At 44.0% G+C, this 17,997-nt stretch carries 15 protein-coding genes and 1 pseudogene; 15 read left to right on the forward strand and 1 reads right to left on the reverse strand.

The genetic code is table 11. The features are described 5' to 3' along the window. The first annotated feature begins 28 nt into the window (after window positions 1-28). The 8 genes and pseudogenes from ACP8HI_RS04665 (at window position 29) to ACP8HI_RS04700 (ending at window position 5,581) form a co-directional block, all read left to right on the forward strand. Window positions 29-433, forward strand: coding sequence for a GNAT family N-acetyltransferase (locus ACP8HI_RS04665; RefSeq protein ID WP_438349966.1), 405 nt, complete (start codon window positions 29-31; stop codon window positions 431-433). A 220-nt stretch (window positions 434-653) separates the two neighbouring features. Continuing rightward, window positions 654-1,802 (forward strand): copper amine oxidase N-terminal domain-containing protein, encoded by a 1,149-nt coding sequence (locus tag ACP8HI_RS04670; protein ID WP_438349967.1) that lies wholly within the window; start codon window positions 654-656, stop codon window positions 1,800-1,802. A 283-nt stretch (window positions 1,803-2,085) separates the two neighbouring features. Continuing rightward, window positions 2,086-2,298, forward strand: coding sequence for a DUF6366 family protein (locus ACP8HI_RS04675; protein WP_438349968.1), 213 nt, complete (start codon window positions 2,086-2,088; stop codon window positions 2,296-2,298). 33 nt (window positions 2,299-2,331) lie between these two features. Next, a pseudogene (locus ACP8HI_RS04680) lies at window positions 2,332-3,057 on the forward strand (isoprenyl transferase). A gap of 162 nt (window positions 3,058-3,219) precedes the next feature. After that, the gene (locus tag ACP8HI_RS04685) at window positions 3,220-3,717 is read left to right on the forward strand and encodes a copper amine oxidase N-terminal domain-containing protein (protein ID WP_438349969.1); all 498 of its coding nucleotides are present in this window, start codon (window positions 3,220-3,222) and stop codon (window positions 3,715-3,717) included. A gap of 317 nt (window positions 3,718-4,034) precedes the next feature. Beyond that, window positions 4,035-4,433 (forward strand): ASCH domain-containing protein, encoded by a 399-nt coding sequence (locus ACP8HI_RS04690; RefSeq protein ID WP_438349970.1) that lies wholly within the window; start codon window positions 4,035-4,037, stop codon window positions 4,431-4,433. A 241-nt stretch (window positions 4,434-4,674) separates the two neighbouring features. Then, the gene (locus ACP8HI_RS04695; RefSeq protein ID WP_438349971.1) at window positions 4,675-5,124 is read left to right on the forward strand and encodes a GNAT family N-acetyltransferase; all 450 of its coding nucleotides are present in this window, start codon (window positions 4,675-4,677) and stop codon (window positions 5,122-5,124) included. Between the two features lie 103 nt (window positions 5,125-5,227). Then, the gene (locus ACP8HI_RS04700; RefSeq protein ID WP_438349972.1) at window positions 5,228-5,581 is read left to right on the forward strand and encodes an acylphosphatase; all 354 of its coding nucleotides are present in this window, start codon (window positions 5,228-5,230) and stop codon (window positions 5,579-5,581) included. Window positions 5,582-5,655: 74 nt separating this feature from the next. Here the strand turns inward: ACP8HI_RS04700 and ACP8HI_RS04705 are convergent, their stop codons facing one another. After that, entirely contained in the window at window positions 5,656-5,952 is a 297-nt protein-coding gene (locus ACP8HI_RS04705) for a hypothetical protein (RefSeq protein ID WP_438349973.1), read from the reverse strand. A 501-nt stretch (window positions 5,953-6,453) separates the two neighbouring features. Between ACP8HI_RS04705 and ACP8HI_RS04710 the strand changes: the two genes are divergently transcribed. The 7 genes from ACP8HI_RS04710 (at window position 6,454) to ACP8HI_RS04740 (ending at window position 17,996) form a co-directional block, all read left to right on the forward strand. Continuing rightward, window positions 6,454-7,356 carry an ABC transporter permease gene (locus tag ACP8HI_RS04710; protein ID WP_438351707.1) on the forward strand — a complete coding sequence of 301 codons (903 nt, stop codon included), beginning with the start codon at window positions 6,454-6,456 and terminating at the stop codon, window positions 7,354-7,356. After that, entirely contained in the window at window positions 7,356-8,225 is an 870-nt protein-coding gene (locus ACP8HI_RS04715; RefSeq protein WP_438349974.1) for a carbohydrate ABC transporter permease, read from the forward strand. Before ACP8HI_RS04710 ends, ACP8HI_RS04715 begins: the two co-directional genes overlap by 1 nt. Window positions 8,226-8,314: 89 nt before the next feature. After that, window positions 8,315-9,859: an extracellular solute-binding protein gene (locus tag ACP8HI_RS04720; RefSeq protein ID WP_438349975.1), complete on the forward strand. Its 1,545-nt coding sequence runs from the start codon at window positions 8,315-8,317 to the stop codon at window positions 9,857-9,859. Between the two features lie 82 nt (window positions 9,860-9,941). Next, a complete protein-coding gene (locus tag ACP8HI_RS04725) occupies window positions 9,942-11,294 on the forward strand; it encodes a Gfo/Idh/MocA family protein (RefSeq protein ID WP_438349976.1) in 1,353 nt (450 codons plus the stop codon). Continuing rightward, the gene (locus ACP8HI_RS04730; RefSeq protein WP_438349977.1) at window positions 11,294-13,495 is read left to right on the forward strand and encodes a glycoside hydrolase family 88/105 protein; all 2,202 of its coding nucleotides are present in this window, start codon (window positions 11,294-11,296) and stop codon (window positions 13,493-13,495) included. The genes ACP8HI_RS04725 and ACP8HI_RS04730 overlap by 1 nt, the downstream gene beginning before the upstream one ends. 98 nt (window positions 13,496-13,593) lie before the next feature. Next, window positions 13,594-15,867 (forward strand): AraC family transcriptional regulator, encoded by a 2,274-nt coding sequence (locus ACP8HI_RS04735; RefSeq protein WP_438349978.1) that lies wholly within the window; start codon window positions 13,594-13,596, stop codon window positions 15,865-15,867. A gap of 47 nt (window positions 15,868-15,914) precedes the next feature. After that, window positions 15,915-17,996, forward strand: coding sequence for a glycoside hydrolase family 65 (locus ACP8HI_RS04740; RefSeq protein ID WP_438349979.1), 2,082 nt, complete (start codon window positions 15,915-15,917; stop codon window positions 17,994-17,996). Window position 17,997 lies beyond the last annotated feature (1 nt).

The raw sequence follows: 17,997 nt of genomic DNA on the forward strand, positions 1-17,997 counted from the left end.
GCTCAGAAAAAAAATCGGAGGGTTAGCTATGAAGATTGATTTTGCAAAAGATACAGATTATATGTACATTTTAGAAAGAGATAAGCATATAGTCGAAACACTGATCAGATCAAAAATTAACGAAAAAGAGATATTTATACTTAGAGATGAGAGCCAAGAAATTGGTTGGATGAGGTATGGATACTTTTGGGATAATACTCCCTTTATGAATATGATATGGATTGATGAAGGATATAGAGGACAAAGTTTTGGCAAGGAAGTAGTACTTTATTGGGAAGAATTAATGAGCGAAAGAGGATTTACAACCGTTATGACGTCTACTCAATCTAATGAAGGAGCACAGCACTTTTATAGGAAGCTTGGATATCGTGATGTTGGATGTTTGTTACAAGAGAACGAGCCTCTTGAAGTAATTTTGACCAAACAAATATAAACAGCCATCGAACGTTATTCGAAGAAGGTACTGACATCTGCTAACACAGCATTCCTACTTCGGGCATTCGCCCTTGATCGCTAAGAAGGATTTCCAAGAAGTATGTTCAGGCGACACATTCAATCAGCTAAGTCTGAAGACCCGTTCCCTGCGGTCACTTAAGATGCTTAGCACAAATCATAGAATATACTATTTCATTAAGCACAAGGAGGAAAGGTTAATGAACAAATCGGTGAAAATTCGTAAATTGTTTCAATCGAAACTATTACTCCTTTTATGTATCTTCTTTGTAAGTCAACAAGGCATCGTGTATGCTGACTCACCTATTACTTCTACTGCTATTTATCAAGCGTACCTTGACGTAAAGATGGTTACAGAGTCCAAAAACAACGGATTAAGTGAGAAAGTTGCAGATTTCTTATCAGCGAAAGATTCCCCATTAGACGAGAGAGCAGCAGTTATTAATGCATTATATTCCGATCAAATATGGAACGAAAGAAACTTTACAGACGAGTATGCGATTCAAGTATATGGAATGACTTTCGATTCGTTAGATATAGGGGCACTTAGGGCGGATGAGGTTTTTGTTCTTGGATATATGAGGGTCCTGGATCATTATATGGATCCAGATGTGAATTGGTTATCTCAAGCTAGGAAGGATATACCAGATAGTATGACTGTTGCACTTGTGTATACGATTGCCTTATCCCAACAAGATATGATGTGCAGTTGGAATTATATAGAACAAATTCTTACTGATCAGAATTTGCATATGGATATTAGGCAAGATGCACTCGACATTATAGTTAGGTACATGGAGTTGTACAAGGGTAGTCCATGTCAAAACAAAGTTCAGCAGCCAATAGTGACTGATTCCATGGTGAATGATGTCATTCGGAATGCTGTCGTGCTTTCGGTTGGACACGCCACTGTTCTTGTCAAAGGAACAAAAACAACGATAGATTATGCGGACACTAACATCACCCCGTATGTCAGGGATGGTAAAACGATGGTGCCACTACGTTTTATATCAAGTGCGTTTGGTGCCCAAGTTAACTATGATCAAAAAAAGTATGAGGTTACTATTCAATATCGTAATCAAAAGATTGTATTTAATGAAAATAAATCTAATATTTCAATCAATGGATTTAAAGATGTAATGAATACAACGATCGAGAAGAAAAATGACCGTATTTTTGTGCCACTGAGAGTTATTATGGAAGTATTCGATAAGAATGTTTATTATGATCAGGGATTAATTATTATTGCTGATAAAATCGTATTAGATCCTCGGAATAAGCAAGATGAACAAGTGACGGACAAAATTAAGCTTGAGTTACTGTCTATCAGCAACGATACAAATCAATAATGATTTGAAGTATCTACGAGTGTCAACCTCTGAAAAGTACCGAATAATTAAAGAACAACCCTGCGAGGCTAAGTCCTTAGTAAATATTGTAAGGGCGAAAGCAAAGACTCTTCGATCAAAGGACTGATTTATATGGAGTTATCTCTAAGAGCAGTCGAAGACCATAAAATTCATATCATTGCTTAAATGAATGTCAATTGATTGAACATGAGAATAGTTAGAATCCATTGAATATAGAGCAATTGGTGAAGAAAAGGGCAGGTTTTTATCAGGAGGTGGTTAAATGGATTCTCAAACAGAAACACCTGAAAAAAAAAGAGAACGTTTAAGACAAGAAGAATTAAAAAATAACCCTTTTGGTGCGTTTAATGATGGAGTAAATCGTGCTGAATATGGAAATTTAGCTGATTTAGTTGGCGGTTTGGGATGGAAAGGCACTGGAACTTTAATTTTAATATTGATTATAGGGTATGTAATTTATAAATTACTGTTTTAAAAATCATTTGCAGTAATTTGGAGGCGATTCAAGATGTTATTTAAAAAAACTGAAACTAACTCTGGACAGGAGTTAAATTATATTGTACCAGACCATATTGCGATTATGATGGATGGCAATGGGAGGTGGGCAAAGAAGAGAGGATTACCAAGAACCTCAGGTCATTATGCAGGAATGACGACAATGCGTGAGATTATTCGGAATTGTCACCAACTGAGAATTAAATATCTCACGCTTTACGCTTTTTCTACAGAAAATTGGACTAGGCCTGAAGAAGAAGTGAATTATTTGATAAACCTACCAAAGCTCTTTTTTTAAGGCGAAATACTTGATGAACTCCAAAGAGAGAATATTCAAATTCGATATATTGGTGATATTACTAAATTTCCAAAATCCATTCAAAATATTATGGAAGAAAGTAAAGAAATGACCCAAATGAATACTGGGATGATCATTAATTTTGCAATGAACTATGGCGGGAGAGCAGATATTATTCAAGCAATTCAGAACTGCATAAATGATAATCATAATCGAAGTGAAGTAACTGAAGAACTTTTTGAATCTTATTTATACACGAAAGGATGTCCGACTCCGGATTTAATAATTAGAACAAGCGGAGAGAAAAGATTAAGCAATTTTTTATTGTGGCAGTCAGAACGATCTGAACTTTGGTTTACGGAAACTTTATGGCCAGATTTCAATAAGGAATTATTAGTTTCAGCGATTATGGAATATCAAGAAAGAAAAAATAGGAGGTAAAGTAAGTAGTTCAAGAAGATATTTGACATCTGGTAACATTCTGTTCTCGCATCGACAGACAAGCTGCCTCGGTCCTGGAAGTAAGTGGTTCCAGGCCAGGAGACATCCTACCACCCAAACGAATCGAGGACGCTCCTATGGGGCTTTAGGTGGTAGGACGTCGTGAACACGGAGACGTTATCCGAAACTACTAATTCAAAGGATTTAAAAAATGAAAACCATACTCAAGTTGTTTTTAATTACATTATTTTTTTCGGTGTAAACCATCATTTAATTTACGAAAACAATAGTGAAAGCATACACGTATATATTAATGGTAATCCGTTATCGTTATCAGCTAAACCAATTATCCAAGATGGTCGTATGCTTATTCCGTTAAGAGGAGTTTTTGAAGAGCTAGGTGCCGTGGTTAAATGGATGCCTGCCGAATTTATTATAGAGATAACGAAAGATAACATCTATATTATGATGAAGTCTGGATCTAATCAAATTAAGGTTAATGAGAAAACATATTCACTTGATACTAGTCCGAATATCAAAGATGGAGTTACTTATGTTCCGCTACGTTTTGTTAGTGAGATGCTTGGCTCAAAAGTGAAGTGGGTTAAAGATACCAATAGCGCACATATCCTTACATACGATATATCTACTGCAACTTAGAGGTTTGCCCATAGATGAAAATTTTGAATTAATGATTGAGAAGTCCAAGAAAGAACCTGAGAAATACCATCCACACAAGTTTGGTGAAGTAACATTAAACTTTATAAACACAGAAGGCACGTCCGTTGTAGCAATTCATGAGGGTGAAAACCTTATATATGAAGAATGAAGGAGTAGCATCGGATAACACCATTTTTATGCATCGACGTCTGACGGCTACTCGGTTCGCCCGAAGCAAAAGCGGAAGTGAAAAATGTGTTTTTTGGAAATTTGTAAAGCGAAGTAATTATTGTATTTGGGATATGAGGAGAAGAGAAATGAAAAAATTAGTATTTTGGGGTAAGGACGAGAATGACGATAGACTTTTAAATGAGGTTATTTCAGAGGTGAAAACAGTTACTTGTACACCAAAGATCTGGTATTATGACGATCCAGAAGAAGAGCCAACTAATGTTGGTGATTTAGTAGCTGTATTCGATAGAAGAGGAAATTATAAATGTACAATAGAAATCACAGAGAACTATGAGATTCCATATGGATTAGTGGATGACAGAATAGCACAGGGAGAAAATTATACTTCCATACAAGAATTTTATAAAGATCATAATAATTGCTGGGAACAATCTATGTTAAATGAAGGTTTATGTTTAACAGACGAAACAATAATTGTAGTAGAACATTTTAAAATAATTTCGATAGTTGAATCAAAGAGTTGACCCGAAGGGCTTTACAACGAAGGAACTAATTGTGATCATAGTAGCATTAGAGAGTAATTGACAGTTTCCAACTCAAATATCTAATCGTGCTGATAGAGTGTTATTAAAACTTTCTATTAAGTCTAAATTCGCAGGAATATTAATGGGCTTTTTACAGGATTGTTTAAGATCAATCGAAGGGAACCGTATCATAAGTAAGTAATAATAAAGGGATAAATAATTATTTAGGGAGGGAGTAGTTATGATAGCATTTAGGGAGATAGATAGAAATAATTTTTTTGATGTTATTAAGTTGGGTGTGATAGATGAACAAAAAAAGTTTGTAGCGACTAATTTGTTTTCTATTGCACAGGCAAAGGCATTTCCAGAGTGTATTTGCTTGTCTATATATCACGATGACGTTTTAGTGGGATTCACGATGTATTGTATCGATATAGAGGATAATGAATATTGGATTTATCGTTTAATGATAGATGCTAAATATCAGTCAAAAGGCTATGGGAAAGCTGCAATGGAGAAACTTATTGGCAGGATTAAAAAAGATAAAGAGCATCAGGTAATTTATATAAGCTTTGAACCAGATAATACTTGGGCAAAGCATTTATATGAAAAATTAGGTTTTGAAGCAGATGGTCGAGTGATAGATGGGGAAATTGTTTACAAGCTAGAGTATCAATCAAACAAGGAGTAGACCGGCCGAGGCTTAGTATCTACTTAAACTAAAGGGCAACTTAGTTGAAGAGTGTTAAGCAATCCGAAAAATAAAACAGCCATAAAAAGGAGTACATGAAAGAATGAATGTTTTCAAGAAATTAAGAGATGAATATGTCATTTGGCATGCAAATCGCATTAAGTTTCCAAAACTTGTATCAAGCACTATAGTCAGAAAAAAGATTACTTTTTCTGGAAGGGTACAAAACGTAGGTTTCCGCTTGGAAATATATTGTATTGCTCAAAGAATGAAATTAACGGGATGGGTAAAAAATTTAAAAGATGGAAGTGTGGAAGTAGAAATACAAGGGGAAGAGTTGCAAATTTCTCTTCTGGTCAATTGCATGCAGTCATTGAAACGGGCATCTGTAAAGAAAACGACTATAATTGATCTGCCTATTAGTGAGGGTGAGGAAGACTTCACAATAGTGAGATAAGGTACATACAGTTTAGCCAACTTATTCGAGAAAGTCACAGCACCCGAAATAAGGAATATTGGTATATTAATGAATTAAGAGACTTCTGCAATAGTTACAGAATAACCTAAGTTTTCTAGTCGTCGAACCGCGTACATTACAATAGATTGCTGTTTCTGTTTGTTAAAATAATCCTCGTCTAGGTCCACATACATTTCTTTACGTGTTAACAGACGACAATCTGTGATGCACCGTGATCGTTGGAGTGGATCTAACGCGCGATAGTTCAATAAAACAGCAGAAGGGTCCGCCGTGGCGGATCCTTTGTCTTGGAGATCAAAAACACCATGACGAAATTGTCCGTAACGTATCTTAATTATAATGAGAAGCAATATTTCAGATTCTAAATGTAGACATACAATACGGAATAAACAAGAGGGTGCCTAGATGAGGTGCCCTCATTTTTTTGCCACCTACTAACCCAGGAGCGGAAGCCTTCGGCAGTCTTCTTTATGGGAGGATTTGCGAAGCATGCAATAAGAGAAAAAAATGAATGAGAAAGACGCGTCGCGCGTCAACAAACGAATCCACTACGGCATCAACAAATCCACTGCGGCCTTGCTGCTGCGGTCTTTTCACAATCGGTTTGATGAACTTTTGAACAGTGAGATAGTCTCATTTGTTTATCAACGTATCACGGTTGGAGTATGCGAATCGTCCAAATAATCCTAGATCATGGATTTGTGTATGCAATGGAGGAATGAGCGATTGTTTATGAAGCTCTTGAGCAGTTATGATGGCGGAACAATAAGCGAAGGGGGTTCAAGATGGCACAAACGCAAGATCAATTGGAGCCCGTCTCCAGCCGTACATCGAGCAGAGGATTTAACTTGATGGGGAATCGGTACCTCGTTAATATGCGAAAGTACTGGATGCTCTATGTCATGATATTGCCCGGCATCATCTATTATCTCGTATTTAAATATTTACCGCTGGCAGGCAGTGTGATCGCGTTTCAAGACTACCAGATTTTTAAAGGAATGTTATCAAGTTCATGGGTTGGATTGGACAACTTCAAATTTATCTTCACGTATCAAGACTTTTATATCGTATTAAGGAATACGGCGACAATCGCCCTTTATCAACTCGTTTTTGGTTTCCCAGCTCCGATCATCCTCGCACTTCTATTTAATGAAGTTAGGTTGATGCTAGCCAAACGGGTGGTGCAAAGTTTATTCTATCTTCCCCACTTTTTATCTTGGGTCGTTGTTGGGGGAATCGTATTCGAGTTATTGTCGAGTAAGGGTGCTATCAATATGGTGGGCGGCTGGTTCGGAGCAGATACGATTCTATTCATGCAGGAGCAGCGATATTTCCGTACCATTGTCGTCATATCTAGTATTTGGAAAGATGTCGGTTGGGGAACGATCATTTACTTGGCCGCAATCGCTGGCATTAATCCGAGCTTATATGAAGCGGCGGTCATGGATGGAGCAAATCGGTGGAAGCAGACGATCTTTATTACGCTGCCTACTATGTTCCCAACCATCCTGGTACTGTTCCTACTGAATATTGGTAACTTCTTGGAACTTGGATTTGATCAAATCTACAACTTATTGACACCGATGACGTACTCGGTCGGAGATATTATCGAAACATATGTATATCGAGCAGGGGTATTGCAAGGGCAATATAGCGTAACGACTGCGATCGGCTTATTCCAATCGGTCATTGGCTTTGTTTTATTGTGGGTATTTAACCGGATGGCTCGAAAAACAGAACAGGGGTTGTGGTGATGAAACGGACTAAAGGAGAACATCTATTTCAGTTTTTTAATTATGTGTTTCTAATCACTGCTGCTGCGACGATGCTGCTGCCGCTCATTCAGTTACTGGCTGTATCCTTCAGTTCGCCCGCCGCAGCGGATTCCAAGCTGGTGTTCCTGTTCCCTGTTGAATTCACGACGGCATCCTGGTCACATATTTTGCAGAATAAGGGGCTGTGGACGTCATTCGGTGTCACGCTGTACATAACGGTGGTGGGAACTTTGCTGAGTATGATCTTCTCGGTGCTGACGGCCTATCCGTTGTCGCATAAGCAGTTTCTTCTGCGTAAGCCGATCATGCTTGGCATTATCATTACGATGATCTTCAATGCTCCGATGATTCCGTTCTTTCTGACGGTGCGCGAGCTTGGCATGATGAACTCGTTGTGGTCACTAATTTTGCCAGGGTTAATTGGTACATTTAATATGATCATTATCCGTACCTTCTTTGCAGGTATTCCGAAAGAGCTGGATGATTCTGCCCGAATCGATGGCTGCAATGAGGCGGGGATATTGTTCCGAATCTATTTGCCGCTCTCGAAGCCGGTGATCGCTACCGTGAGCTTGTTTTATGCAGTAGGCTATTGGAACACCTTTCAACGAGCGATTCTGTTCATTCGTGACCCGGAGAAATGGCCGCTGCAAACGAAGCTTCGCGCTTATCTGACTTCGCCCGAGGAGCTAGCAGCAGTCAATCTGGTTCTAGGTGACTATGATTTCAACACGACCACGTTGAAAGCGGCAACAATCTTATTCGCTACCATTCCGATTGTTCTCGTATATCCATATTTGCAAAAATATTTTGTGAAGGGATCTATGCTCGGCTCCTTGAAGGAGTAGTTGGTTTTATCGTGGATGGAAAAAGGGTATGAAGCCGATTTACTGGCTTAATATATAGCTTTTATACACTAAAAAGGGAGGCTGAACGTATGAAGAAACATGTGTTTAGAAAGTCGGCCAAAGTATCCGCTATGGCAATGGTGCTGGTAGTTTCCATCCTAACCGGTTGCTCTAACAGTGGAGAGAAGCCGAAGGCTTCGGAGAATGACGCGGAGGGGAATAAGCCTGTTACGGTAAAAGTATTCAAAAGCCATATGGGCGTAGGGACCATACCTGACAAAAATAATGAGCATGTGAAGTATGTGCAAGAGAATACAGGCGTCGTATATGAACTGATAACGACGGCTCCAGGTTCGGAGCCGACAGAATTTCTGAACTTGATGATTGCGTCCGATGACTTGCCGGACATTCTACGGCCAATTGGCGGTGTCGAACAGACGTTAATTAAGCAAGGCGGAGCTTTGCCGCTCGATGATTTACTTCCTAAGTATGCGCCTAATGTTTGGAAGAACATTCCGGAAGAAGCTTGGGATATCGTACGATCAGCATCCCCAGACGGTAAGATTTACTACATACCTAAAGTGTTTCTCGTTCCTGAGCGAGCGCCGTTGATTCGTCAGGACTGGCTTGATAAGGTAGGACTATCGATGCCGACAACAACAGAGGAGTATAAAGAGGTGTTGATGGCATTCCGTGATAAGGACCCTAATGGCAATGGCAAAGCGGATGAATTACCTACTTCGGGACGTGAATTCGGCAAGTGGATGGACCACCTGTTCGGCATGTATGGTGTTGCAATGTGGGAGGGCGTTCCGGAGTGGGATGTCTATGAAGGCGAGATTCAATATGCGGGTGTTACGAAAAATATGAAGGCCTCTATTGTTTATAATCGTGAGCTTTATGAAGAAAAGCTGTTGGACAATGAGACGTTCTTGAACAAAGGTGATGTTTGGCAGGCCAAAATTAACAATAACTTAGTTGGTAGCTGGTATCACCTCCCTGCTAACCTCCGTGATCGTTATACTGCAATGCTCAAAGGTGCGCCGGATGCTTATGTTGTTGGCATGCCGATACCGAAGGCAGAAGGTTTTGAAGGCTTCGTTACGCAGAAGAGCATGGGTGAGCCGGAGTGGATGATCCCGACTGTCGCAAAGGATAAAGCGGAGTATTCCCTTAAGCTGCTCGATTTCTTCTACGATAATAGCAACGAAGAGTTCATTCGTTTTGGCATCGAAGGACAACAGCATGAAGTTGTGAATGGCAAGAAGGTCATACTGCCGCCAGAGGATAGCCGTCCTATCGCGCTGGGGATGCGCAATTTGACGACAAAAGAAGATATGGATATTCGGATTAAAGAGACGATTCCGGAAGATATGCAGCAGATGGTTCAGGATGTCTTCACTGTCAGTACGGCTGACGCACGCCGAATTGCCGGCGATGGATTGCCGAATACGGTGTACGAAGGCTTCCCGGATATTCAATCACATAAACTTTTTCAAGAATATTTGACGAAGATCGTCATTGGTGAATGGCCGCTGGAGAAATTTGACGAGTACGTGGACCGTTGGAATAAAGCTGGCGGCGAGACCGTCACCAAACGGGCACAAGAATGGTATGCCAAAGTTAAGAAATAGGTGGTTAGCAGCAGGGTCAGTGTTCTTGCCGGTCCTGCTGCTGTCTATATGATAGCCTAATTGCTCGAAAGGATTGGTTCAGATGAGAAAACGATACGCAATTTGCGGAGTGAGCGGACGTGCGCTGGGCATGTTCGCCAAGCCTATTCTGAGCACCTTCGCTGGAAGCTGTGAGGTTGTTGGACTGCTCGACCGTGATCCGATGCGCTTTGAACTGTACCGTTCGAGATACCCGGAGCATGCCGACATAGGGACGTATGGCGAAAACGAATTTGATCGAATGGTAGATGAGACGAAGCCGGATGTGATTATTGTCGCCGGCCGCGATGATACGCATGCACAGTACTTGATTGCCGCCCTTGAGCGTGATTTGGATGTCATTACGGAGAAACCAATGGTAACGACTGGAGCGGACAGCAGGCGTGTCATGGAAGCGGAGAAGGCGAGCAAGGGCTCGGTTATTGTGACATTCAATTATCGCTATACTCCGATTCATACGAAGATTAAAGAAATGGTACAGGAAGGAAAGCTTGGCAGAATTACGTCGATTGACTTGAATTGGTACTTGGATACCTATCACGGCTCCAGTTACTTCAAAAGGTGGAACCGAGAACGTGAGCTGTCGGGCGGCTTGTCTGTGCACAAGTGTACGCATCATTTCGATCTGGTCAACTGGTGGATTAATCAGAAGCCGGTCGAGGTGTTCGCATATGGCGCTTTGAATTATTATGGTGCTGATGGAGAGGCGAATCCGAAGAAGGAAGACGGCCGATTCTGCAGTACATGCGAGTATACGGAGAATTGCTCGTATTACTCGCGTTGGAATGCTCGCAGCCGGAATCTTAAAGTTCCGGATGATCATCTGGGCTCACTTGAAGCAGGCAAGTCCTTCCCTTATTCAGATTACCGTCCGGACCGATGTATCTTCGATTCGGATATCGAAATTGAAGATACGTATACGGCGACGGTGAAATATAGCGGCGGAGCGCTCCTCAGTTATTCGGTTAACTTCTCGCTACCTTATGAGGGCTATCGGCTTGCCATCAACGGGACGAAAGGGAGAATTGAGACAGTGGAATATCATATGCCAGGTAGAACACCTTTCCCCACGTCTGTGCAAACGATCGACTACTTTCCATTGTTCGGCTCGAAGGAAACGATTCATGTCGTACATCGTGAAGGCGGACATGGAGGGGGAGATCCATTGCTGCTTGAAGACCTGTTCATGGGGGAGGATCCGAGACGGCCGTATCGTATTTTGTCGGGTGCAGTGGATGGCGCTTATTCAGTGGCGACGGGCGAAGCGGTATGGCGTTCGGTGAAGGAGCATCGGCCGATTACGATAGAGGAGGTACTCGGCAACGGAACCGATAATGATAGCAATGGAGCGCAGGAACGAGAAGAGAGCCTAACCGGCCAGAGAGGCGGAGTATAGTGATAGCAAATTTAAGCCGATATTTCGATTCGATGGATAGTATAGCTACGCAGACGAAGGGCGACAGTATACCGCATGTGCTAAAGATTATCGCGCAGCGGTATGTCGGTGATAATCCGCCGCATGAGCCGGTTTATCGGGTGACGCGGACCAGCGAAATTCGTAAGGGAGAGGATCATTCCTATCAGTTTCCGTTGCAGCACATGTTTGCCGATATGCAAGACGGCCAGCGGGTGTACGCTTGGGCAAAGCTGTGGATCGATCAGCCGCATGAGTTCATTTTCCATCTTCGCTGCTTCGGGCAAGTGAAGTTGTATCACAATGGGAATCAGCGTTTCGGATCCTCCCCAGAGGAGGAGATCTCTGAGGAGGAATCAGCGTCATCGTCAAAGGCGGTGCCGATCAAACTAAAGATTAATTTAGTGCGTGGATGGAATCACTTCGTATTGGAGCTGGGAAAGGGCCGGGAAGGGAACTGCGGAGCAACCTTTGGTACAGGTAGTCGCAAAAATAAACCGTTTCACTTCTTGGCGCCCACCGTTGAACGAGACGGGGAGGAAGGCTGGATTTATACGAGACCGTTGGATCAGTCGATGGTTGACATCCCGGGAACGAATCAGACGGAAGCAGCGACGGGTGTAGCATGGTTTCCTGCAAGTGAAGAGGGGAAAGGTCGTCTGGATCTTATATATGACATGCAACCGGGTTATTCTGCCTTTGGATGGGCGACGATCGTCAATCGTTCTGCTTCGAGACAGCATGTAACGATCGCTGGAACCGCCTATGGTCCAATACGATTCATATGGCAGGGGAAGGAAATGTACGCAGAGCAGCAACCAGGTGACTTCTCATTCACACTCGAAGCAGCACCGGGGAGCGGCGACCTGATTGCCTGTTGCCATTGCGATGGTCAAGGATGGGGCTTCCAGCTTCGAGATATCGCCAATCCGGAAGTGGAACTCGTTGCCCCTCGACGCATACATGGCTATCACGGTCAATGGTTGTATTTGGGCCCGTTCTCAGCGGAAGCGAATATCGATCCGGTCGATTATTTGGCGCTTGATAAGGTGGCGGTTGACCGGCATACGAGAGTATTCTGGACGACGGATCAGCCGGAAGCATATGTACGTCCCTTTCTTGAGAATGAGCTATACGGCCGTTGGAATTATCCGCTTGGTGTTACGTTGTCTGGACTGTTGGGTACGAGTAGGCTGCTGCAGCATGAAGAGCTAGCGAATTACGTCGCAGATCATGTTGAATTTGCAACATCGACTTATGAATACTCGCTGTGGGACCGCGAGCGTTTCGGAGCAGCAGGTTTGAACAATCAGCTTTCTCATATCGATAGCCTCGACGACTGCGGCTCCTTCGGGGCACTTGCGATTATGGTTGAACGCCACCGCCCCCTCAAAGGATCGAGTATGGTCGCCGATGACATTGCGGATTACATTATGAACGTACAGGACCGATTAGAGGACGGGGCGCTTTACCGCAAGATCGGTGTCTCACCAAGCATGCATAACACGATGTGGTGTGACGATATGTATATGAGTGTTCCATTCCTATGCAGGTATTCCGAGATTACCGGCGATTCGCGTTACATCGACGAAGCCGCTAAGCAACTGCTACTTTATAAGAAATATTTGTATATAGCGGAGCAACAGATTATGTCTCATGTGTACGATGTTCGTAATGGAAAGCCTTCTCGGACGGCCTGGGGCAGAGGGAATGGCTGGGTATTCTTCTCGCTGGCCGTGTTGCTTGAAGTATTGCCGAAGACGCATGACAGCTATCCGTCTATACTCGCTTTCTATAGGGAGTTGGCGGAAGGGTACCGCAGATTACAGGGCAAGCATGGTCTGTGGCATCAAGTATTGACTGATTTGGAATCGTATGAGGAATCCTCATGCACCTCGATGTTCATATATGGCTTCGCACTTGGAGTTCGTCATAGCTGGCTGGAAAATCCTGCTCCATACGTCCGGGCGACGCTGAACGGCTGGCAGGGAATATGCGAACGGGCTGTTGATAAACGAGGGAATTTGTTCGGCGTGTGCAAAGGCTCCAGTTGGTCCTATTCCCACGCTTACTATAAGCATGAACTAGGCTGGAATTTGAACGATACACATGGTATCGGCATCGTATTGCTGGCCGGTATTGAAACTCAACTAATGAAAGAATGGTTGAGAGAGAAAGCTTAAGTGGTGCTGGAGGACGAATAATTAGGTCAGACGGGGTATGTTACGAGGAGAAGATCACGTTATAATAAAAGGATCTTCGGTATAAGGTGGAATTTCCCATGACTCAGTCTATTAAGAAATTTTTGAAATATAATCTGGCGAATACTCAGATTAGGCTTGTGCTCATTTTGACCGTATCAGTCTTTCTCATTATTTTGGCTGTAAGTCTGACTTCGTATCACACGTCGAAGTCGGTGATGCAAGAAGAGCTCAGCGAATTGCAACGTCAGATGCTGATGCTGGATATGAACGTGATCGACGGATTGATCAGTGAGACTGACAAGGTCGCGATTCAAGTCGCCCTGAGCGATAATGTGAACAAGTTTTTGACTAGTAAAGTACAGAACTCTTATACGAATATTACGGAGACCTATCAATTGCTGTCGACATTAATTAGCAACTCTAAGTATATCAAAAGCATTTATGTCTATGATCTTACCCGAGAAAGTTTTCTAGCCATTCCGCAAGGTTTCAGCTCTAGAAAGCTGACATTTGACGATTCTGACTGGACCGGTGTAGCTTCTGAATTCGGAAAGAGAACGACGCTCATTAAGAAACGAATGGTGCCTGAAGGGGCGGGAGCAAAGGGTTCGAGCGTTACGTTGTTTCGTAAGATTATGATTCAAGGAGAGTTCAAAGGGATTGTTGCTGTCAATCTAAAAAACGATACATTGTTCGCTAAGCTAAATCCGCCAATCATGAACAACTTGAACCGAATGCGCTACATTATTGACGAACATGACGAGATACTCTACTCTGTTTCGAACTATGACTTTGATAGAGAGGCAGTGAGTCGTGCGATGGATGCGCAGAGAAAGGATGATGGCGGAGACATCACGATCCAGAATAGCCAACTGCTCATTAATCAACTCGAATCGCCAGTAACGGGGTGGAGGTATGTGTCTATTGTTGAGCAAGACAGCTTGCTAGCGAAGTCCAAGCGGGTGGCTAATGTCGTTCTGTTGGTATCTATTGCGGCTCTCGGCCTTGGCGGAGCTACAATTTACTATATTAATGCGGCGGCTTTCCGCCCAGTACGTCGACTCAAACAGTTATTCAGCAATTATGATCGTAAGACAAACAGTCCGGACGGAATCGATCTTGAGAGACTTGCCGGAGAATTGTTCACCAACCATGCGCATCTGGCACAGCTCGTCCGAGAGTCGATGTCGGATGCTTCCTCTAAGCTGCTTACTGATATTTATTCCGGTAACCTGAGCGGGAAGCGGGATATTGAGGAGAAATGGAGCCGTTACTTAGGTGAATGGACGGTAGCGCCAGTAACGGTAGCTATTCTGTCGATAGATCGTTACGAGGAATGGTCGCGGACTTTCACTGGTGGTGATCATTCGCTGTTGAAATTCGCTTTGGCCAATATTGTGGCAGAGCTGTTCGAGCCGCAATGGCGAATTGTATGTGCTGATTTCGGCAAGGACAAGACAGCCATTTTGCTGCAGCCTCGTGTTGAAGGGCTGCGATGCGAGAAATTACTTGCGGAATCACTAGAAATTGTGTCGCGCTTGTTGAAATTTAGTGTATCGGCAGGGATTAGCCACACACAGACGGATATTACCAGGCTGAAGCAAGTGATGCTGGAATCTGAGAATGCGCTTACTTACCGGTTATATCAAGGCTATGAACAAGTAATCCCATTTCAAGAGGTGTCTGGACACGAAGTGAATGAGCAGCCGCAGTATGAAAATACACTTGATGAATTGATTGGTGCCATAGAAGCAGGCAACGAGCTGGACTCTCTGGAAGCAATCGGGAGAATGGTTGATAATATCCGCAGTCAATATGGGTATCCATCGGCAACGGTAACTTTCCTGCAGTCGGCTATCGAGAGAATCGAGGGGCTCCGTCCTGCTACAGATGGCTCTTCATGTCAAACCTATATCGGATTCGACACTCTTCATCTTGAGGATATCAAAGGGGAATTGGAGAGTCGGGCTATCGTAATGACGCAACGTTTCCTGCGACTAACTGAGAGTAAAGATTTTATCATGTGTCATCGCATGATTGACTATTTGAAGCAGCATCTAAACGAGCCGATTGGCATACCTGAAATATCTGAAGCGATTGGTATTAGTAGCAGTCTAGCCAGTCAGTTGTTCAAACAAGAAACGGGTGAGACCATTTATAACTATTTGACCCGACTTCGTATTGAGCGGGCGAGTGAGTTGCTGTTGAAGACGAATGATCGTATTTCGGATATTGCGTTAATGGTAGGCTATCAGCATGAGAACAGCTTTATTCGTAGTTTTCGTAAGTTCAAAGATATTACCCCCGGCAAGTATCGGGATATGATGAGAAGCCGGTACCAGCTCGAATAGATAAAGATTGGGCGCGGTCCCGGGTTCAAGCAAATAGGAGGATCCAAATGGACAGACGACAGATTGTGGAACGCCATCAACCAGAGTTGAACAAATGGGACCCTGTATCCCCGTTTTCTGTAGGCAACGGAGAGTTTGCCTTCAGCGCTGACATTACAGGTCTGCAAAGTTTTCCGAATGAATATGAGGTACCTCTTGGTACGCAATCCAATTGGGGATGGCATTATACAGACGGTCCCGAACGGTTCACCGAGCGTGATGCAGCATACCAGAGCTACGATACGTACGGCAGGTCGGTCGGATATGCGATGAAGCCGGGCGATAAAGTCGAAGCTTATCACTGGCTGCGTCAGAATCCGCATCGCCTTCAACTGGGCCGCATTTCGTTTCGTTTCATAAGTGAATCGGGTGGAGAGGCGCCAGCAGAGGACATAACGAACATTAGTCAAAAAATGAATTTATGGTCAGGCATTCTGACAAGTGAATTTACGGTGCGAGATGTGCCGGTTCATGTCATGACGGCTTGTGATCCAACGATTGACGCCATCGGCGTGAGAGTCATGTCTCCATTAATCGAGCAGGGAAGGCTGCAGGTGTTCATGCGTTTTCCTAGGCCGGATATGACCTCAACTACATGGGCCAAAGCTGTATTCCCGGATCTTGATAATGACGATAGGCATCGGACGGAATTAGGTGAGTTAGACGTTAACAGAGCAAGCATTGTAAGAAGTATGGACGAGGATCGTTATGAGGTCAGTTGGTCGTGGAATGCGGGAAGTCTGGAGCGGACCGGCGTGCATGAGTTCACTCTGCTGCCGGATGCAAACAGTAAATCACTGGAATTCTCGATTGGCTTCGCAAAAGAATCGCCGCAAACGGCAGAGGTTTCCGCTATCGAGACTGCGAGCGAGCGTCATTGGGAGTCGTTCTGGATGAGTGGTGCAGCGATCGACTTTTCAGGAAGCGCTGATCCAAGAGCGTATGAGCTGGAAAGGCGTGTCGTACTGTCGCAGTTTTTGCTTGCGCTGCATAGCGGCGGATCGTTGCCACCGCAAGAGACTGGCCTGATGTACAATAGCTGGTTCGGAAAGATGCATCTAGAGATGCATTGGTGGCATGCGGCTCATTTTCCATTGTGGGGCAGAGAAAATTATTTGCTCAATAGCATGGACTGGTATGAACAAATCTTACCTGTGGCGCGTGAATTAGCGCAGTCTCAAGGCTATGAGGGGGCGCGTTGGCCTAAGATGGTCGGCTTCGCCGGCAAGCCTTGCCCATCGCCGGTTGCGAACGGCCTAATCTGGCAGCAGCCTCATCCGATGACACTAGCTGAGCTGTGTTATCAGGCTGATCCCTCAAGCGCTATGCTGGAGCGGTTCCGTAATATCGTGTTCGAAGCTGCCGATTTCATGGTATCCTTCGCTCACTGGAATGAAGAGACGCGAGTTTATGATCTAGGACCGCCCCTTATCCCTGCGCAAGAATGTCATCCTTTGGAAGGCAGCAAAAACCCTCCATATGAACTGGAGTATTGGAAGTATGGTTTGGAAATTGCGATTCGCTGGGCGGAACGCATGCAGCAGTCGGCCAATCCGCTTTGGGCAGAGGTTGCCCAATCGTTAGCACAGCCTCCGCAAGCGGAAGGCGTCTATCTGGCCCATGAGCTGTGTCCGGAAACGTTTCAGACGAAAAATCGCGACCATCCGTCTATGCTAGGAGCATTGGGCATTCTGCCGGGCACATTAATTGACCGTAAGGTCATGCTGGCCACTTTGCTGAAGGTGAAGGAGGTTTGGATCTGGGAATCGGCATGGGGCTGGGATTTCCCGATGTGCGCCATGACAGCGGCAAGGCTCGGGGAACCGGATCTTGCGGTGGATTTCCTACTGATGGATGCATCCAAGAATACGTATTTAACTAATGGGCATAACTACCAGCGCCCTGGCTTATCCGCTTATCTGCCGGGTAACGGAGGCCTGCTAGCCGCTGTTGCAATGATGGCTTCTGGCTGGAAGGAAGGCGACGGTGCAGTCATAGAGTCAGAGGCGAATTCGGCTGTCCGCAATCCCGGATTCCCGCAAGATGGCAGTTGGTCGGTGAAATGGGAAGGGCTGAAGCCCTGGTTATAGA

The organism is Paenibacillus sp. FA6, assembly GCF_051550225.1.
Taxonomy (GTDB): domain Bacteria; phylum Bacillota; class Bacilli; order Paenibacillales; family Paenibacillaceae; genus Paenibacillus_AQ.